At 42.4% G+C, this 17,949-nt stretch carries 19 protein-coding genes; 11 read left to right on the top strand and 8 right to left on the bottom strand.

The annotated features are described in order from the left end of the window. Window positions 1–6 precede the first annotated feature (6 nt). The 5 genes from ENH88_RS16930 to ENH88_RS16910 form a co-directional block, all read right to left on the bottom strand. The gene (locus ENH88_RS16930) at window positions 7–1,728 is read right to left on the bottom strand and encodes an efflux RND transporter periplasmic adaptor subunit (RefSeq protein ID WP_304184006.1); all 1,722 of its coding nucleotides are present in this window, start codon (window positions 1,726–1,728) and stop codon (window positions 7–9) included. Beyond that, on the bottom strand, window positions 1,718–3,043 hold the full coding sequence (locus tag ENH88_RS16925) for a TolC family protein (protein ID WP_304184004.1): 1,326 nt from the start codon (window positions 3,041–3,043) through the stop codon (window positions 1,718–1,720). The genes ENH88_RS16930 and ENH88_RS16925 overlap by 11 nt, the downstream gene beginning before the upstream one ends. A gap of 97 nt (window positions 3,044–3,140) precedes the next feature. Then, window positions 3,141–3,509: a hypothetical protein gene (locus tag ENH88_RS16920; RefSeq protein ID WP_304184001.1), complete on the bottom strand. Its 369-nt coding sequence runs from the start codon at window positions 3,507–3,509 to the stop codon at window positions 3,141–3,143. 135 nt (window positions 3,510–3,644) lie between these two features. Beyond that, complete coding sequence (locus tag ENH88_RS16915) at window positions 3,645–4,253, bottom strand: paraquat-inducible protein A (RefSeq protein WP_304184000.1); 609 nt, start codon at window positions 4,251–4,253, stop codon at window positions 3,645–3,647. A 48-nt stretch (window positions 4,254–4,301) separates the two neighbouring features. Continuing rightward, a complete protein-coding gene (locus tag ENH88_RS16910; protein WP_304183998.1) occupies window positions 4,302–5,576 on the bottom strand; it encodes an EAL and HDOD domain-containing protein in 1,275 nt (424 codons plus the stop codon). Window positions 5,577–5,836: 260 nt separating this feature from the next. Here ENH88_RS16910 and ENH88_RS16905 point away from each other — a divergent pair, with 260 nt between their 5' ends. Continuing rightward, window positions 5,837–6,403, top strand: coding sequence for a PhnA domain-containing protein (locus ENH88_RS16905; protein ID WP_304183997.1), 567 nt, complete (start codon window positions 5,837–5,839; stop codon window positions 6,401–6,403). A gap of 150 nt (window positions 6,404–6,553) precedes the next feature. After that, entirely contained in the window at window positions 6,554–7,366 is an 813-nt protein-coding gene (locus tag ENH88_RS16900) for an META domain-containing protein (protein WP_304183996.1), read from the top strand. A gap of 51 nt (window positions 7,367–7,417) precedes the next feature. Here ENH88_RS16900 and ENH88_RS16895 read toward each other — a convergent pair whose 3' ends face one another. Continuing rightward, a complete protein-coding gene (locus tag ENH88_RS16895) occupies window positions 7,418–8,257 on the bottom strand; it encodes a 23S rRNA (adenine(2030)-N(6))-methyltransferase RlmJ (RefSeq protein ID WP_304183994.1) in 840 nt (279 codons plus the stop codon). Window positions 8,258–8,505: 248 nt separating this feature from the next. Here ENH88_RS16895 and zapB point away from each other — a divergent pair, with 248 nt between their 5' ends. The 9 genes from zapB to ENH88_RS16850 all read left to right on the top strand — a co-directional run bounded on the left by zapB (window position 8,506) and on the right by ENH88_RS16850 (window position 15,860). Next, window positions 8,506–8,736 carry a cell division protein ZapB gene (gene zapB, locus ENH88_RS16890; RefSeq protein ID WP_304183991.1) on the top strand — a complete coding sequence of 77 codons (231 nt, stop codon included), beginning with the start codon at window positions 8,506–8,508 and terminating at the stop codon, window positions 8,734–8,736. Continuing rightward, window positions 8,736–9,035: a cell division protein ZapA gene (locus tag ENH88_RS16885; protein ID WP_304183990.1), complete on the top strand. Its 300-nt coding sequence runs from the start codon at window positions 8,736–8,738 to the stop codon at window positions 9,033–9,035. Before zapB ends, ENH88_RS16885 begins: the two co-directional genes overlap by 1 nt. Window positions 9,036–9,142: 107 nt before the next feature. Beyond that, a complete protein-coding gene (locus tag ENH88_RS16880) occupies window positions 9,143–10,159 on the top strand; it encodes an MBL fold metallo-hydrolase (protein ID WP_304183989.1) in 1,017 nt (338 codons plus the stop codon). Between the two features lie 54 nt (window positions 10,160–10,213). Next, window positions 10,214–11,704 (top strand): LysM peptidoglycan-binding domain-containing protein, encoded by a 1,491-nt coding sequence (locus ENH88_RS16875; RefSeq protein WP_304183986.1) that lies wholly within the window; start codon window positions 10,214–10,216, stop codon window positions 11,702–11,704. A 71-nt stretch (window positions 11,705–11,775) separates the two neighbouring features. After that, a complete protein-coding gene (locus ENH88_RS16870; protein ID WP_304183984.1) occupies window positions 11,776–12,264 on the top strand; it encodes an FKBP-type peptidyl-prolyl cis-trans isomerase in 489 nt (162 codons plus the stop codon). 9 nt (window positions 12,265–12,273) lie between these two features. Then, window positions 12,274–13,002: an SDR family NAD(P)-dependent oxidoreductase gene (locus tag ENH88_RS16865; RefSeq protein WP_304183983.1), complete on the top strand. Its 729-nt coding sequence runs from the start codon at window positions 12,274–12,276 to the stop codon at window positions 13,000–13,002. Beyond that, entirely contained in the window at window positions 12,999–13,841 is an 843-nt protein-coding gene (locus ENH88_RS16860; protein WP_304183980.1) for an amidohydrolase family protein, read from the top strand. Before ENH88_RS16865 ends, ENH88_RS16860 begins: the two co-directional genes overlap by 4 nt. A 48-nt stretch (window positions 13,842–13,889) precedes the next feature. Further along, window positions 13,890–15,464 (top strand): S41 family peptidase, encoded by a 1,575-nt coding sequence (locus ENH88_RS16855; protein WP_304183978.1) that lies wholly within the window; start codon window positions 13,890–13,892, stop codon window positions 15,462–15,464. A gap of 18 nt (window positions 15,465–15,482) precedes the next feature. Continuing rightward, window positions 15,483–15,860, top strand: a complete 378-nt coding sequence (locus ENH88_RS16850) for a hypothetical protein (protein WP_304183977.1) — start codon at window positions 15,483–15,485, stop codon at window positions 15,858–15,860. Window positions 15,861–16,000: 140 nt separating this feature from the next. Here ENH88_RS16850 and ENH88_RS16845 read toward each other — a convergent pair whose 3' ends face one another. Together ENH88_RS16845 and ENH88_RS16840 are read right to left on the bottom strand one after the other, a co-directional pair. Beyond that, window positions 16,001–17,176: a mandelate racemase/muconate lactonizing enzyme family protein gene (locus ENH88_RS16845; RefSeq protein WP_304183975.1), complete on the bottom strand. Its 1,176-nt coding sequence runs from the start codon at window positions 17,174–17,176 to the stop codon at window positions 16,001–16,003. 26 nt (window positions 17,177–17,202) lie between these two features. Then, a partial coding sequence (locus ENH88_RS16840; RefSeq protein WP_304183974.1) for a class II aldolase/adducin family protein occupies window positions 17,203–17,949 on the bottom strand: 747 nt, incomplete at its 5' end.

The raw sequence follows: 17,949 nt of genomic DNA, 5'->3' as shown, positions 1-17,949 counted from the left end.
TGCCCCCTAGTGACCACTGTGTGATTGCATGCTTGATGCAGCATCAATACGCTGGATCACGAATTCACCGTGTTGCACACTAAAGGTAAATGTCAGCTGTTGCTGCGCCGCAAGAGGGTTTAAATCAATATGTTCAGCAAACATAAAGTCCATAGTGGCCGGATCTCGATTCCATTTTTCAATTGCACCACGACTAATATTGGCTGTGCGCTGGGCTTTATCAATACTGTTAATAGTGCCTATTACGGTCGCCATGTTGTCAGCTTCATTCATCATATGGGTGGAATCCATTATATGAATAGCGCTTATCGTGTAACTGCCATCAGCATTTTTAGTTAGCTCAAAATGCAGTGTTTGCTCGGCTTGTAGCGCTTTAAAATCAACGCTCTCGGCAACCGTAAAGTCCATGGTCATGCTGGGCCAATCCAGCTCTTCAATAGGGTCGTGGTTGATATTCACCTTACGCTGATCTGCCATTACACTATTAACCACCCCTTTGCCCCACACACTAGTGACCGCTGCTGGTGTTTGCATGCGCTTAAAATCAGAGCTTTTGCTGGATTCAGAATCCAATAAGAATTGTGCTGACGTTACCACTTCATCATCGGCTTTAACGCCCGCTAAAATAACCGCATCATGACTATCGCTACGGCCAAGCTCGACTGCCACCGATTTAAAGCGCCCTTCGCCTAAAGCAATAACAACGCGATCTTGGCTGCCTGTACGGATCACTGCTTCTTTAGGTACTATAAGTTGTTGCTCAGCTGCTTTGGCATGAATGCTCACTTGTGCGAACATATTCGGTTTTAGCTGGTGATCTTGGTTATTAAAGCGTAAACGCACCCGCAAAGTACGGTTTTTGGCATCCAGTGTTGGGTAAATATAATCAACCTTACCGCGCCAGCTTTGTCCGGTAATGTAATCAAGCGTCATGGTAACTGGTAAGCCCACTTTAATAAGTTCGACTTGGCGTTCAAACACTTCGGCTTCTACCCACACTTCATCCAATTGAGCGATACTCATCATCGAGGTGCCCGGTTTGACATAAAAACCTTCGCGCACATTAAGCTCATCAACCACTCCACTTTGGCGCGCGTAGAAGGTAATATTTTGCATCACCTTTTTATTAGCTTGTAAGCGCTCGACAAAACCATCCGACACATTCAGTGCTTTTAAGCGCGCTTTTGCCGCACGAATAAGCACGGTATTATTACGGTTTACAGCCAGGACAAATTCTTCTTGAGCATTTACCAGTTGCGGTGAATATAAGGTATACAGCGGTTCCCCTTGTTTTACCTGATCTCCAGCGGCTTTAACGTACAGCGTTTCTATCCAGCCTTCTACACGCGGGTGTATGTGCACTAACTGATCTTGATTATATTGCACGTAGCCAACGGTTTTTACTTCACTTTGCAGTGCTTTGAGCTGTACTTTAGCCGTTCTAACCCCTAAGTTATTAACAACTGCAGGGGAGATTGTAACCGCACCGGGGCCATCTTGATTGTGCTCAGCTCCTTCAGCATACACAGGCACTAAATCCATGCCCATTGGTGAAAGCCCTGGTTCATCGCGACGATAATTACTATCCATAGGCGCAACCCAGTACAGTGGCTTTTGCTCTGTACTAGCATGTACCGATTCAGCTGGTTCATTCATTAAAGTAAAGCCAGTTGCCGCAATTCCTGCGCCTACTAATGCTGCGATAAGCAATTTTAAATTAGTGTTCATTGTGCTCTCCTGCTAATAGCTCAGCCATCACAGCAGCATCTTTGCTGCTAGCGTAATAATTCAAGCGAGCAATAATAATTTGCTGATCAATCTCTATATTTAACGCATCAATTTTGGCGTTAAGTTCGCTGATACGCGCACGCATTACTTCTGAAAAGTTACCATCATCACGGGTATAAGCATTTAACGTGGCTTGTGCTTGCTCAGCCATTTGTGGCAATAACTTAGTTTGATAAAGTGCGTCACGCTGTTGTAGCCGTGCAAGCTGGCTAAACTCTTTGAAGTACATGCCTTTTAGCTTTTGTAATGCGATCAACTTCTCAGTTTTCACTGATTCGGCCATGGCAATGGCTGCATTAACCTGTTGATCTTGACGATTATCGGTAAACAGCGGTAAATCGATGCTGATGCCAACCGAAAACAGATCCGCTCGGGAATCCCCCATTGGCGTATCATCACGATAGCCATAGCCCATATTCACGCCAAGCTGCGGTTTATAGCCTTGCTCAGCCACGGCAACTTCGATTTGTTTGGCAGCCACCGTTTTATCGATAGCAACAATCGCCGGGTGTGCCATTAATAATGGCATCAACTGTGCAAATTCAAGCTGTGCAAAATCAACTAAAGGCGCTACATCATGCCGTTTAGCGCTGACAGGTTGAGTTAACATACTCATCGGTAGCCATTGTGCCATCCGCTTTTTGGCACTTTCAAACTGCTGCTCTAACATCACTAATTTATCTTCAAGGCGGGTTAACTCTAACTGGGCACGAATAATATCTTGTTGGCGGGTTTTACCTACTGAGCTGGCATAACTCGACTCAGTAATGTCGATTAATTGTGTGAACAAGCCTTTATCTTGCTCAATTAACGCAATACTCTGCTGGGCGCGATACGCATTGAGCCAAGATTCAATAACAATGGTTTTAACTTGAGCGAGTCTGTCAGCTCTTAGCCAGGGATATTGCTGCGCTGACTGAGCTAAAGCCTGCTGTTTGAGTTCAAGGCTATCGCCACGGCTAAACATTTGGCTCACGCCAACTTTTAATTGGGTCATGCCTTCTTGGTCAAAAGCAAAACCGTCGGTAGGTAAATTCATTAAGCCCAAAGTTAATACTGGATCCGGCAAAGTACCTGCGGCCAAGCTTTGTGCTTGCACAGCGGCTTGTTGGTATTTATTAGCCGTCAGCCAAGGTTCGTTGTCAAGGGCATAGTTAAGCGCTTGTTCTAGACTCAGTTCGTTACTGTATACTGAGCTTGCCGTTGTTAGCATCAGCGCTAAAAAACTGCTTTTAAGTACTGCGAAGTGATTCATCACTTACTCCACTAAAAATTAAAAAATGATTAATTTAGAGGCAGCAATAGGCGCTTTTAATAAGGTTTAGTAAATTTCAGACACACCTATGCTGCAATTAGGCAGACATAGGAGGGCGATATAGCGAGCTGGCTATATAGTGTTGGTTTTGCGGGGTATAGAGTTGTACTTTTTCAGCACTGAGTAGCACGGCGGTAAATAAGCTACTCATACTCAGCATAGAGTGAGTACTACAGGCGCTCATTGGGCAAGCGCATTCTTGGTTGTTTGTTGCATCATCATCGCAACAATCCATGCTCATCATACCTGCCGACATGCCATGATGCATATCATCGATGTCAGTTGCTTGTGACTGAGATTGGCTCATATGAGGCATTTCACACGACATAGTTACAGACGCGACAGCTTGACCCACTAAGGTGAGTAACAACATGACGGTCAATAAACTAAGGTAAATACGTTGCAAAAAAATGCCTTTTATAAATTAGGTTCTAGGTTCTAGGTTCTAGGTTCTAGGTTCTAGGTTCTAGGTTCTAGGTTCTAGGTTCTAGGTTCTAGGTTCTAGGGAAGTTTATGACAACTAATTGGTTAACACAAACGTTTAACTACTTTTTATATCTGTTTTTATTAAGCTGCTTGCAGCGATGGCAAATAAACAATAGCCGGTGAAATACCAAAAACCGTTGCCAAGTTCGGCGTGCATGTTGATCAGTTCACCCATTTGGCCATCGGCGTTACCGGCAAGATATGCCACTATCAAGGCAATCACAAATACATCAACCATGCTCCACTTACTTAAGCCTTGTATTAATTGACCGAGCATGCGCTTAAATTTATTCACTGGTAAAAAAATATAGAGCAATTGCATCAATAATTTTAAGGTTGGGATCACAATTGAAAACAATGCCACCAACGCTGCCACTAAGTAGTTTTTGTTATTGGCCAGTTCATTAACCGTGCCCCAAATACTGCGTGTTTTTTGGTAGGCACTAATTTCACCTTCAAGCTTATCAAAGCCTAACATGCTAGAAGCCATCATAAGCATATTACGGGTATTGCGGTCGCCCCCATCAGCCAGCATTGCAATGCCAGTTTGTGCTAGTTTTGATTTATCTATTTTACCTTCCAGAGTCAACACAGGCTGAGTAACGCCTGGCAACAATAGTGCTAGCGCAATTAAAATCGTGATGATGGGCAGTACTAAACGCATAATAAATCTTTAAAATAATATGGCTGATGGCGCATCATACTCAAGCCGTTACGCTTGTTCAATAATTGAGGCTAAAACCTCATCCCCATACTGACGCGCTGCAAACATAGCGTTATAGACAATATCAATTTCAGATGCAGGACGAATAGTTTCCAATAATTTAACCGCGAATGGCCAGTTATCATCCTCCACTGCACGAGCTAGTTGTAACGTAGTACCTAGCATGCCATTAAAACTAAGCAGTGCGCTGGATAAATCATCCCCTAAACAAAACTCTTTTGCGATAACATCGAGTTCCATATTTAAAATGGCATCGAGCACTGACATTAAACCAACTAAGTAACCTCGCTCAGCCATTTCTTTACCGCCGGGCTCTAGTATAAGCAACATAAATTGTGCCCGGATTAAACCCAATTTAGTTAACTCACTGGGTTTATCAACCCCTAATTCACTTAGCGCGAGCACTCGCACAAACTGGCGAATTGCGTCTTCACCTAAATAAATAACCGCTTGTGAAATAGAGGTGATCACTAAATTTTGATTACTAGAGCGCGCATTCACTAATTTAAGAATACGAGCAGTTAAACCAACATCTTTAGCAACCCGCTGATGCACTTCGTCAAAGTTAAGATCTTGGCGCGACGTACAACGCAGTAAATCAAACACAGCAAATTTAGATGGCTCAACATTATGGTAAGTGAGCATTTCTGGACGCGCGAAAAAGAAGCCTTGAAAGTAATCACACCCAGCGTTTTTTAAAATCATAAATTGTTCATGGGTTTCAATACGCTCAACTATGATTTTTACATCAGGAAAACGACGTTTTAGCTTTTTTAACAGCATATTGGTTTTAATGATGGGCGCTTCAACTTCAAGCTTTATATAGTCAACTAAATGTAATAATGGCTCCCATTTATCGTCTCCATCATAATCATCGAGAGCAAAAGTATAGCCATCTTTTTTTAGAGCCGTAACTCGATTGGTCACTTTATCGATGTTGCCGGCTCGTTCAACAATTTCTATTACCGCGCTATCTGGTTGCAATAATTTAGGGAAATCGTCTAACAGAGCATCTGAAGAAAGGTTTATAAAAGCGCGTTGGTTCGCAGTAAGTTTACTTATGCCAATAAGCATTAAAGCGTTAAAAAACAACCGCCCAGTCGCTTGACCATCCGTTGTGCCAACAGGGAATGCGTTATTACTCGAATCTCGATAAAGTAATTCGTACGCATAAATGCCTGTGTCAGCATTAAAAATGGGCTGCCTTGCTATATATTGGGTAACAAGGTTTGGTGCATTCGCTATTATCTGCGTATTCAGCATATTATTTCCTGCTAATAATTCTAGCGACTCATGCCAGCTAAATTGTTGTTGTTTTATCGACTCAGTATAGTAAAGTTTTTTCAGCTTACCTAAACTTAACCATCAAGCAATCAAGCTCATTCGGCTATATGTCAGCAAAATCACCTTAACCTAAAACAACCACTATACCCACACATAAATGATGGATATGTTCTAATTTGCTCTACAATTGAGTATAATAACGGCTTACCTTTGAGTTAACCTCCCAAAAAGAGCCCGATATGAGCATAGAACAAGCCTTAGTTGAACGCAGCAATAACCAATGTGAGTTATGCGCTGCGACTGAAAATCTTTCTGTATACGAGGTGCCACCTGTCACTGAAGCTCATTCAGATAAATGCATTTATACCTGCCAAACCTGTAAAGACCAAGTTGAAAACAGCACTGATATTACCCCAATTCATTGGCATTGCTTAAACGACAGCATGTGGAGCCAAACACCTGCGGTGCAAGTGGTTGCTTATCGAATGCTAACCCGTTTAGCTGCTGACAATGGTTGGGCACAAGATGCGCTAGATATGATCTACCTTGAAGAAGATACGCTAGCATGGGCTAAAAAAGTACTTGCCGAAAATGATGACATTAAACATGTTGATAGCAATGGCGTTGTACTGCAAGCCGGCGATACAGTCACACTGATTAAAGATTTAGATGTTAAAGGTAGTAGCTTAACCGCGAAACGTGGTACTGCTGTTCGTAACATTGGCTTAACCAGTAATCCTGAACATATAGAAGGACGTGTTGACGGCCAGCGTATTGTTATTTTAACAAAGTTTGTAAAAAAATAACCGCATATTTGCTTTACAAAAGGTGCATTGATGCGCCTTTTTTTGTGCTTAAATAACAGCTAATACAATTAAGCTGTGATTAAGTAAATACGCTGTACACTTAGCACAGTTCAAACATCCACCGATTCAATTCTGATCAAGGAATAAGCCATGCTATTACATAAACCAAATGCAATGTTAAAATCGATTGTTGGTATTAGTCTATTAGCCAGCAGTGCTGTTGTGCTTTCAGGATGTCAAAACCAACCTGAACCAATCAAACAAACTATTGAAGATGCAGCTATGGCCACTTTAACCACACAAGTTAGCTACCTTGATCGCAGCATGCTACGTCCAGGTTCACAACTCACTGTGACTTTAGCTGACGTGTCAAAAATGGATACTGAAGCAGAAATAATTAGTCAACAAACAATTGATATCAATGGCGCACCACCTTATACGGTAGAGCTTAGCTATGATAAAAGTAAAATGGATCAGCGCCACCGCTACAGTGTGATGGCACGGATCACCAATCAAGACCAACTATTATACGTAAGCACTACACATAACAATCCATTTGAGCAATCACAACAAGCTGCACCTTATGAAGTAATCGTGTCTAAAGTTGCGCCGCAAAAGCCTAATGTCGATTTAGTAAATACCTATTTCAAAGCAATTACCTTAAATGGCGAAAAAGTCACGGTTGACACAAAAGAACCCTTTATTCAATTTAGCGCCGATAACAAAAGCCATGGCTTTTTAGGTTGTAATAACTTTACTGGTAGCTATCAAGTAGAGCAGCAAACACTGAAATTTAGCCCGCAAGCCAGCACAAAGAAAATGTGCTTTAAAGGTATGGAACAAGAAGCGGCGATGTCAGCAGTGTTACAAAATACTGCGCAATGGGAAATTAAGGGTGAATCTCTCAGCTTGAAAGATCAACAAGGAAAAGAGCTTGCTACTTTTAAAGCAACTTACTTTTAAATAAAGCGCTTAGCTATTAATAAAACGCCCAGCTCTGCTGGGCGTTTTAGTTTATTCTTCGACCAATTGTTCGCTACGGTAAAAACCAGACGAGTCACTTAACAGACTTACCAGTTCAGGTAATATTTTATCCATGGTTTGTTTAAGCTTCCACGGCGGGTTAATTACGATCATTCCCGATGCGGTCATACCGTGCACCTCAGTATCCGCCTCCGTTGCCAGTTCAAATAATTGTATATTACGCATGCCTGAGGCTATTAACCCCTGTTCCATCCGCTCAATTCGCTCTCTATCAACCACTGGGTACCAAATCATATAAGTGCCGGTAGAAAAACGCTGATAAGCCTTGGTGAGGGTTTTAACAACGGTATCGTAGTCGTCTTTAATTTCATAAGGAGGGTCAATGAGTACACATGCTCTGCGCGAAGCCGGTGGTAATAACCCCACTAGACCCGCAAAGCCATTCTCACCACGTACTCGTATTGAACGTTTACCGCTCATATTTTCTTGCAGTAATGCTAAATCTCGCGGGTGCAATTCAAAAAACCAGCCCTTGTCTTGGCGACGTAAAAAATGCTCGGCAATTTTTGGTGAACCTGGATAAAAAGCTAGCTGCTCAGTGTCATTAAATGATTTGATCAACTCGATATAATCATTTAGCTCTTGATGTTCGCTGTTATGTTGATAAAGCTTAGCAATACCATCAAGATATTCTTGGGTCTTTTGCGCATCTGCGCCTGCTAATTCGAAAAAGCCAGCCCCTGAATGAGTGTCGATATAGTCCAATGGCTTATCTTTGAGTGTCTGGTAACTTAATACCTGAGCTAGTACCAAATGTTTAACCACATCAGCTGGGTTGCCAGCATGAAATGAGTGTCTATAACTAAGCATAATGTTATTTCGCTATAAATGGTTTATTTAAATAAACCCATTGAAGTTGGCTATATTCTACAACATAAAACCCGCAGGGTCATAAATTGCTGGTCATTAAGTGAATCACTTATGAACAAATAAGCCGCTAGCCTGAACAGCTCATTAACATTAAATAAAAATCAGCTAAAACACACGTAAATGCTGGCATATAAAGCAACTTTGCTTTACATTTGCATGACAATAATCACAGTTTTATGAGCGCCTTAATGAATAACGATACCCTTTCTCAACTAGAACAATTGATCGACCAATTAATTGGTCAAAATTCCCAACTACAAGCTCAGGTTAACGAGCTTAAAGATAAAAATAGTAAGCTAATCGATGAAAATGAAATTCTTCAACTTGAAGTGCTTGAAAGTGAAGAAAAACAAAAAGACACCAGTACAACTTTAACTGGTTTACTCGAGAAGCTACAAAGCGTCCAACAGGCTAGCTAATGTCTGAGCTGCAAAACCAGCGAGTCACCGTTGAGTTGCTTGGTAAAGAGCAGCAATTTGCTTGCCCTGCTGGACAAGAAGATGCCCTCATTGCATCGGCCAAATACTTAAATGACTTGGTTGAACAAATGAAGCAACGCTCAACAGTACGCAATGATCAAAAAGCCTTATTAATGGCCGCCTTGAATATTAGCCACGAGTTACTTGAAGCAAAAACGCAGCAAAACGTTGAACAACAACAACAAGATCAGCTCATTGATAAACTAAGTGCTTACTTAGGACAATCAGCAACTAAATAAAAAAGCGCACAGTGCGCTTTTTTATTATCTCGTTAATTCCAGTATCAATTACAAACAAAATCAGCTAACTTGCCTATTTTATTGTTGGCGACTCAGGCTCTGTCACTATGACCCACTATTTTTATACTCCCGTGAAGTTAATTGCGTTTTTACTGCTAAGTTATCTTGCTTTTGCAGCCAACACCGCTACCGCAACACAATGGCACACTATCTCCGCTAACGTACAATTTTTAGAGCAATCGAGCGCTTTACGCTTTTATGACTCAAACCAAGTGCTTATTCAAGGTGATAAATGCGCGTTAATGTTTGATGCCAGTGGCGACTTTGCCGCTGTTGAAGCCACCGTTACGCAACTAAAAAGCACCTTAAAAACCCCCTTGTGTTACTTAGTTGCCAGTCACTTTCATGATGACCATTTACTGGGCATGGCTATTTTGCAGCATCATTTCCCCAATGCTCAATTAATTGTCCATCAACAGCTTGCTGCTGAGTTTAAGACATTGCAAAAAACCTATACCGATAAACTTGATAATTATGAAAAAAGCATTGAACTGAGCTTGCAGCGCGTATCAGAACAACCAGCAGCGCAACAGCAACAATGGCGCGACAAACTCAACTTAGCAACACAACGATTACTGCGTTGGCGCCAATACCAACTTCAAGCACCTAACATACAAGTCGCGGAACCACTAACGCTGGAACTTGGTAATTACCCCGTGACTATTAACGCCTATCAAGCCCATACTCATGCTGATTTGACTCTCAGCGCCGAAAACAATGGTATTTTGGTTGCTGCGGATATCGTTGACTGGCTGCCATACCCTGGCCATGGTAATTTTGCTAATTGGTTAAAAGTACTCTCTCAATTGCACCATGATAAGCGTATTAAGGTGATTCTTCCCGGCCACGGAGGCGCCCTTAAAGCCGATGATTTACGTCAACCCTTACGTTTTTTACAGGCTATTCAGGCTCATGTGGCAGCCCACCCGCAACAAGATTTATTGCAATTAGAACAAAGCTTTAATCCGCAGTTCGCTAAGGATTATCAAATCGACGAGATCACCCAAAAAGCTTACCCACTGTTCTTGCAGGCTGGACTTAAACGAGCGAAACAGTCAAAATAGCGGCTGCACCTGGATGTGCTAGACTTTTACAAGGATATTAATTTAGTGATTTTTATGCGCAGTTATCTCTTAGCCCTATTAGTGATGTTAGTTTTGCTCTCTGGTTGCCAGAGTACTGAGCAACCGTTACAGCCAAGTGATACGCCGCAAGCTCCGATTATTTTTAATCACTTTAAAGCAACAGCGAATACCCCGCCACCACTGACTGACAGCGAGCAGAATAAACAAAAAATCCAATTAACAGCTCCATCGCAGCAAGCAACCAAGCAATCTCAAGCAAATAATCGCAGCCACGATTTATGGCAACACATTGCTAATAACTTAACCATCGAGGTATATCTAAATAAAGCCCTCAATAAGCGCATTGCGTGGTATAGCAAACAACCTAACTACTTGCAGATTGTCAGTGCTCGTGCCGCCCCTTATCTTTATCATATTGTCAGTAAAATTGAGCAACGTAAGTTACCGATGGAATTAGCTTTGCTGCCCTTTGTGGAAAGCGATTTTCGGCCAACTATTAGCTCATCAGAACAAGCGGTTGGCGTATGGCAACTAGTCGGAGCAACAGCCCATCACTTTGGTATTAAATCAGATCAGTGGTATGACGGGCGCAAAGATGTATTAGCATCAACTGATGCTGCACTAGCCTATTTAGAATACTTACATAAACGTTTTGATGGTAATTGGTTGCATGCATTAGCGGCCTATAATAGTGGCGAAGGACGCGTAAAACGCGCCATTGCCGAAAACAAAAAACGCGGCAAAAGCACCGATTACTGGTCGTTAAAATTACCCAAAGAAACCTCTGAATATGTGCCAAAACTAATGGCACTTAGCTACTTAGTGCAACACCCAAAACACGGATTGATCCGCCCCAAATTAGCGAATAAAGCACTAACCACTGAGCTTAATGTTGGCCAACAATTTGACTTTTCAGTGATCGCTAACTTATCAGGCATTGGTCGCAGCCAGCTGCATAAACTCAACCCTGGCTATTTAAAAAATCAAAGCTCCCCCAATGGTCCGCACACTTTACTGCTGCCACTACAGCAGCAAAGCTTATTAAGCAGCCAATTTTTTAAGAATAATTTTACTGGCGAATATACAGTGAAAAAAAATGATACCTTATATTCGATAGCTCGTCGCTTTGGCTTATCAGTCAAAAAGCTTAAAGCCATCAATAATAAGCATTCCAACTTAATCGGGATTGGCGAAACCCTGTTGGTTGGCCAGCCGCGCACCATGCCAGATTCATTAATGATTGATTATCGGATCAGCCCTTACCTTGAACAAAACGAAGTGGCCATTCCCACTATTGCGATTCAGTACCGAGTAAAACCTGGCGATACTATTTGGGGAATTAGCCAGCTATATGATGTGCCACACAGCGATTTAGCGCAATGGAATAAACTCACCGCCTCGAGTATTTTAACGCCGGGTACGCAACTAGTATTACATTTGCCGCAAGCAACCAAAACCGTTTCCCACATACACAATGATGGTTTACTTTCTGAACTTGAAAAAACCTTAAAACAACCACACTAACCAGCAGTTTCACATCATCTGTATTTAGCGTAAAATTAGCTTTTCATTTTAGTTAAATTAAAGAGATCGGCATGCAAATTAGCAAAAACTCGGCAGTTGAATTTCACTACACATTAAGTGAAGCAGGCGAGCAACTAGAAACAAGTATCGGTAGTGAACCATTATCTTATATCCACGGCCTTGAAGGCATGCTGCCAGGCCTTGAAAAAGCCCTTGAAGGTAAAGCCGCTGGTGACACTTTAAGCGTAACTTTAGCGCCAAGCGAGTCATACGGTGAGCGAGTAGACGACCTAATTCAACGTATTCCGCTTAAACACCTACAAGGTGACACTAAAGTGTGGAAGCCAGGCATGACAGCGATGGTTAGCTCTAATCAAGGTCGTCATCAAGTAACGATCGTAAAAGTAGGTCGTTTTAATGCTGATTGTGATTTAAACCACCCATTTGCTGGCAAAACGCTAACGTTTGATGTGCAAGTACTAAGCGTACGTGAAGCAACCAGCGAAGAATTATCTCATGGTCATGTACATAGCGAAGGCGGCTGTGGCCACAACCACTAAGGAATTACCATGTCAAAGGTTGCTATCGTAACAGGCGGCAGTAAAGGCATTGGCCGTGCTGTTGTTGAGCGTTTTTTAAATAATGGCTATCAAGTACATAACCTGGATCTTGAAGCTGCCGATTTAGGTATTTGGCACCACTGTGATGTCAGTAATGTCAATGCTGTAAAGCAGCTTATTGCAGACATTGCTAGTCATTCAAAACGCATCGATGTACTGGTCTCGAATGCTGGTCGGCATTTAAGCGCCACCATTGAGGATACCGATGAAGCAACCTTTGATAGTTTGTTTGCACTTAATGTAAAAGGGGCTTACGCGGCAATTCAAAGCGTATTACCGAGCATGAAAGCGCAGCAAAATGGGGCGATTATTTTAATCGCCTCAGATCAAGCTATTATTGGCAAAAGCAATTCATTTGCCTATAACCTGACCAAACATGCCTTAGCCTCAATGGCAAAAACCACCGCACTGGATTACGCACAATATAATATTCGCGCTAATGCAGTCTGCCCAGGCACCATAGAAACCCCGCTTTTTCATAATGCTATCGACGCATATTGTGCTCGCAGTGGCGCCGATAAAGCGACCATCGTTGCCGAAGAAGCTGCTTTACAACCGTTAGGTAGACTCGGCCAAGCTGATGAAGTAGCCGCATTAGTTAACTTTTTAGCCAGTGATGATGGCAGTTTTATCACCGGCAGTTTGCAAACCATTGACGGTGGCTACACTGCGCAATGAGTGAACGTATTATAGACCCTCATGTACACTTTTTTAATTTAGTCCAAGGGCAATATGATTGGCTACAAGGCAACAATCCAGTGCCTTGGCCAAATTTAGCGACGATTAAAGCCCCCATCACCGCAGCTCAACTACAGCAACAAACTCAGTTTGAACTTGCGGGGCTTGTACATATTGAAGCAGGCTATGATAACCAACAGCCAATCAACGAGTTATATTGGTTGGCTGAACATTTAGCGGGGCAAAATTATAAAGCCGTCAGCTTTGCCCATATTAATAATCACCCTGCAGATTTTGATGCTGCCATTACTGCGTTAACGCACCCAAGCTTAGTAGGCATTAGAGATATCACCGAAGGCGCTGATGCTGCACGCTTAAAGCATGCTAGATGCTTGGATAACTTAGCACTATTAGCCAGTAAGCAACTGATATTTGAAGCGCAATTTGCAATTGAAAACCTCGCAATTACCCAACAAATGGTGAATTATTGCCAACAGCTCCCACATTTGCAGCTCGTTATAAACCATGCGGGCTTACCTAATGACTTGCCACAGTGGCAACAAGGTATTAGCCAACTAGCAAAAATAACCAATTGCAGGATCAAATTTTCAGGATTTGAACTACTCCCAGCACTGACTCAAACCCAACAGCAACAGTGCTTTGATTTTATTATTAAGCACTTTGGTCTACAACGGGTGATGTTTGCCAGTAACTTTCCTGTGTGCCAAATCAATGCCAGTTATCAACAATGTTGGCAAAGCCATTTTAAGCGTTGCACTAGTGACAATATGTGGTCACAACTTAGCTACAAAAACGCTCAGCACTGCTATCAAGTTTAATTAAAACCCGCTATATTTAAGCTATGTTGTATAAAACAAAATATCAATATGGCTATTTCATCAACAAATAAACTCGCGTTAGGGCTTATTAATTGCTCTTTGCTAGCACTGCTCAGCGGCTGTGGTGGCGGTAGTACAATGACCGACAACAATAACAGCAATGGTGATGGCGACACTGGTAACAGTATCAACTGGACCCAAGGTGTATTTCAACCCTCTAGTAATTTTTATCAACAATGCCAAGCATTAAACGAAAAGCACTGGCTACGCTCATGGAGTAACGAAACCTACCTTTGGTATGACGAAATTATTGATCGCGATCCAGCGCTAACACCAACTGTCAGTGAATACTTTACATTACTAAAAACAGAACAAATTACCGACTCAGGCGCAAACAAAGATAACTTTCATTCCAGCCTGCCAACTGCAGAATGGGAAGCACAAAGCCAGTCTGGGGTAACCTTTGGTTACGGTTTTAAAGTTAAAATAATAAGCTCGAAGGCACCACGTCAAGGGGTGATCAGCTATACAGAGCCCAACTCACCAGCTAGTGCGCAAAATCTTGCTCGTGGCTTTGAAATTTTAGAAGTAGACGGCGTTGATTTTGTTAATGCGACAACTCAAACAGAGGTCGATATCCTCAACGCAGGTTTAAACCCAACTCGCACCGGTAAAAGTACTACTTTCGTATTCAAAGATATTAATACCGATGAAACCCGCGAGGTCACCCTAAACTCGCAAACAATCACTTCACAGCCTGTCACAAATGTGAAAACACTCGCCGATGGTACAGTGGGTTACTTTCAATTTAACAGCCACAATGCAATTGCTGAAAAACCGCTTTATGATGCCTTTAATAATCTCAAAGCAAGTAATGTCACTGACCTGATCATTGATATTCGCTACAACGGCGGCGGTTTTTTACAAATGGCCAGTCAAGTTGCTTATATGATCGCAGGCTCCGCGAACACCAACGGTAAAATTTTTGAAAAAACCATTTTCAACGACCAACACCCAACCTTTAACCCCGTTACTGGGCAGCGCTTAGAGCCGGTGATGTTCACCGATGAATTTGTTGGTTTTGCTGATAATCCAGCTTTAATGCCGGGTACGCCATTACCAAGTCTTAACTTAGAACGCGTTTATTTATTAACCACTAGTAGCACCTGCTCAGCCAGTGAAGCAATTATGAACGGCCTACGCGGTGCGGATATTGAAGTAATTCAAATTGGCTCTGGTACCTGTGGTAAACCTTATGGTTTTTACCCGACAGATAACTGTGATACCACGTATTTTAGTATTCAATTTACCGGTGAAAACAACAAAGGTTTTGGGGAGTACGCAGATGGCTTTGCACCACAAAATACCACTGACAATGCCCGTTTACCTGTTCGTGTAGAGGGTTGTGCTGTAGCAGACGACTTTAGCCACCAGCTAGGTGACCCTGAAGAAGCGATGCTTAAAGCAGCATTGGATTACCGTGCAAACGGCAGTTGCCCGGCAGCCAGTTCAATCGCCAGTAAACAAGGCTTTGCACCCGCTCGCTTTAGCGACACACCAGCCGTACAGGACAGCCGTGCAGCAACCTTGGCTGAACAAAACAAAATATTACCAAGGCAATAAGCTATTAAGGCCACTACAATGCTAAACAAAAAAGTATTATTCATAATAGCGGCATTACTGCTATATGGCTGTACAACGGGAGAAACAGCAACGCCCAAATTACAACATGCACTACTAACCAAACCACAAAGTGAACTCATCGCACAGGGTATTGCTCGCCTGATGCGTACTGAGAATATTGCAGTCGCTGATGATGTATTTATGCAGCGCAGTTTAATGGTAGTCGATAACGTTACTAAAACTGATGAACTTGGTAACCCAATTATGGGCAAACAACTTAATATGCCTGACCGCTATGAGCTGCTGATCAAAAATGATCTTTGTTTTGTTAGGCATTTAGACAGTAAGGCCACAGAGCCATTGCCGGATGTAAAATGTAAGGTGAATTATAAATAGGTTCTAGGTTCTAGGTTCTAGGTTCTAGGAAAATTTTAACGTGTTGAATTCGTAGGAATAACTTTAAGCTTGCCAAAGGTCAAAGTAAATCAACGCTACGAGCAGCGAGCTAAATTTAGCTCGCTGCTCGTAGCCGTAACTTATTTTATTTCAACCCTTTGCGAGCGCATCACGACTTCGTCGTTCAGCTCAATACCAATCCCTGGCTCTTCAGACACTTCAAAGAAACCATTTTTAGGTTGTGGATCTTGTAAGCATAACTCTCGGTTCCACTTTTTAATTGCGTAAGTGTGATGCTCATGAATTAAGAAGTTTGGAATAGCGGTTTCTAAATGTAATGACGCTGCGGTTGCCACTGGGCCACCACAGACATGAGCCTGAATACGCACGTCAAAAATATCGGCGTAATCACACACTTTTTTGGTTTCAGTAAAGCCACCACATAAACCAATATCAGGTTGTAGCACATTAATGCTTTGATCTTCTAAATAAGGGCGAACTCCCCAGCGATTATATAAGCGCTCGCCACCAGCAATTGGCACAGCAACTTTGTCAGCCACTTTTGCATGTAGTGAATGATTTAAGTAATTCACTGGCTCTTCATAGAACATACAATCGAACTCTTTGGCAATTTCACCAATTTGAATTGCAGATGTAACACCCGGTAAGCTGTGGCATTCGAAAATGATGTCTACTTCATCACCCACCGCCTCACGAATTGCTTGCATACGCGCGCGGTATAATTTCATTTCAGCGCGGGAAATGATATTTGTGCGGTCGTAATAAGTATTGCCATCTTTATCATACTGGATCGGATCAACTTTAACGGCATCGTAGCCTTCTGCCACCGCTTTTAATGCCGCTTCAGCGTATTGTTGTGGGTGAACCAGCGCTTTAAACTCAGTGTCCCAGTCAAACTGTAATTGTGATGCATAAGTACGTAGCTTGTCGTTTACCTTACCGCCAAGCAGCTGGTACACAGGTAAACCCAATGCTTTGCCTTTAATATCCCACAGAGCAGTATCTATCGCGCTCATTGCGGCATAAACCACTGGACCGCCGCCTAGCCCCCAGAAGCTTTCACGCAGCATACGTGACCATAACTTTTCGGTTTGAAATGGGTCGTGACCAATTAAAAAGGCGTCAGCCATTTCTTTGATCATTGCAGCGGCGGCACTGTGGCCTAGATCATACGCAAGGCCAGCTTCGCCAACACCACTAATACCTTCGTCAGTATGAATACGGACAAATACAGGCGTCCAAGCTGGTCTGTCTGGACAATGGATATCAAACACTTCAACGCGATTAACTTTCATAAAATTCCTTATTAACCAGAGCTTGGTTATTTTGCAAAATTAGGGTCAAGTCGATAAGCTTTACGTAGCATTGCAGGCCATGCTAATTGCCCGCCGGTGCTGCCACTGTGCACTACATTCGCTTGATTATAAATATTATCTATTATCGCTTGCGGCACTGCTGTAACCGCTTGGCCACTGGCTTGCAGAGCTAACTGAATTTCACAGGCCCGCTGTAAATCATAAAAACGCATAAACGCATCACCCACCGTTGGCCCCACAGTTAAACCACCATGGTTTACTAACAACATATGATTAGTATTAGCGAGATCATCTTGCAAGCGTTTTTTCTCATCGTTATTAACTGCTAAACCTTCATAGCCGTGATATGACAATGACGGCAGTGAAAACATTGAATATTGGCTCAGTGGTAACAAACCATTTTGCTGCGTGGCAACGGCGATGGTTTCTTTAGTGTGTAAATGAATCACACAATGGGCATCTTCACGCACTTCGTGAATCGCGCTATGGATCGTAAAACCAGCTGGGTTAATCGTAAATGGTGTGTCATCTAAAATATTGCCGTCTAAATCCACTTTAACTAAATTAGATGCAGTTACTTCATCAAATGTGAGGCCAAACGCATTTACTAAATAATGATCCGTACCCGGTAAGCGCGCTGATAAATGTGTGTAAATCAAATCACCCCAACGAAAATGCTCAACCAACCGATAACAGGCGGCTAAATCAACTCGCAACTGCCATTCTTGGGCTGATACTTTATTTTTTAAATC

The organism is Pseudoalteromonas prydzensis (assembly GCF_011050055.1).
Classification (GTDB): Bacteria; Pseudomonadota; Gammaproteobacteria; order Enterobacterales; family Alteromonadaceae; genus Pseudoalteromonas; species Pseudoalteromonas prydzensis_A.
The sequence above is the reverse complement of the archived record's forward strand: the minus strand, read 5'-3'. Positions and strand labels throughout refer to the sequence as shown.

What these genes read in the sequence shown, in the direction of transcription:
- ENH88_RS16875 (WP_304183986.1), top strand. Translation starts at nt 10,214, where the DNA reads ATGCGCAGTTATCTCTTAGCCCTATTAGTGATGTTAGTTTTGCTCTCT.
- zapB (WP_304183991.1), top strand. Translation starts at nt 8,506, where the DNA reads ATGAATAACGATACCCTTTCTCAACTAGAACAATTGATCGACCAATTA.
- ENH88_RS16910 (WP_304183998.1), bottom strand. Translation starts at nt 5,576, where the DNA reads ATGCTGAATACGCAGATAATAGCGAATGCACCAAACCTTGTTACCCAA.
- ENH88_RS16900 (WP_304183996.1), top strand. Translation starts at nt 6,554, where the DNA reads ATGCTATTACATAAACCAAATGCAATGTTAAAATCGATTGTTGGTATT.
- ENH88_RS16855 (WP_304183978.1), top strand. Translation starts at nt 13,890, where the DNA reads ATGGCTATTTCATCAACAAATAAACTCGCGTTAGGGCTTATTAATTGC.
- ENH88_RS16885 (WP_304183990.1), top strand. Translation starts at nt 8,736, where the DNA reads ATGTCTGAGCTGCAAAACCAGCGAGTCACCGTTGAGTTGCTTGGTAAA.
- ENH88_RS16880 (WP_304183989.1), top strand. Translation starts at nt 9,143, where the DNA reads ATGACCCACTATTTTTATACTCCCGTGAAGTTAATTGCGTTTTTACTG.
- ENH88_RS16845 (WP_304183975.1), bottom strand. Translation starts at nt 17,176, where the DNA reads ATGAAAGTTAATCGCGTTGAAGTGTTTGATATCCATTGTCCAGACAGA.
- ENH88_RS16860 (WP_304183980.1), top strand. Translation starts at nt 12,999, where the DNA reads ATGAGTGAACGTATTATAGACCCTCATGTACACTTTTTTAATTTAGTC.
- ENH88_RS16850 (WP_304183977.1), top strand. Translation starts at nt 15,483, where the DNA reads ATGCTAAACAAAAAAGTATTATTCATAATAGCGGCATTACTGCTATAT.
- ENH88_RS16905 (WP_304183997.1), top strand. Translation starts at nt 5,837, where the DNA reads ATGAGCATAGAACAAGCCTTAGTTGAACGCAGCAATAACCAATGTGAG.
- ENH88_RS16925 (WP_304184004.1), bottom strand. Translation starts at nt 3,043, where the DNA reads ATGAATCACTTCGCAGTACTTAAAAGCAGTTTTTTAGCGCTGATGCTA.
- ENH88_RS16915 (WP_304184000.1), bottom strand. Translation starts at nt 4,253, where the DNA reads ATGCGTTTAGTACTGCCCATCATCACGATTTTAATTGCGCTAGCACTA.
- ENH88_RS16930 (WP_304184006.1), bottom strand. Translation starts at nt 1,728, where the DNA reads ATGAACACTAATTTAAAATTGCTTATCGCAGCATTAGTAGGCGCAGGA.
- ENH88_RS16870 (WP_304183984.1), top strand. Translation starts at nt 11,776, where the DNA reads ATGCAAATTAGCAAAAACTCGGCAGTTGAATTTCACTACACATTAAGT.
- ENH88_RS16865 (WP_304183983.1), top strand. Translation starts at nt 12,274, where the DNA reads ATGTCAAAGGTTGCTATCGTAACAGGCGGCAGTAAAGGCATTGGCCGT.
- ENH88_RS16895 (WP_304183994.1), bottom strand. Translation starts at nt 8,257, where the DNA reads ATGCTTAGTTATAGACACTCATTTCATGCTGGCAACCCAGCTGATGTG.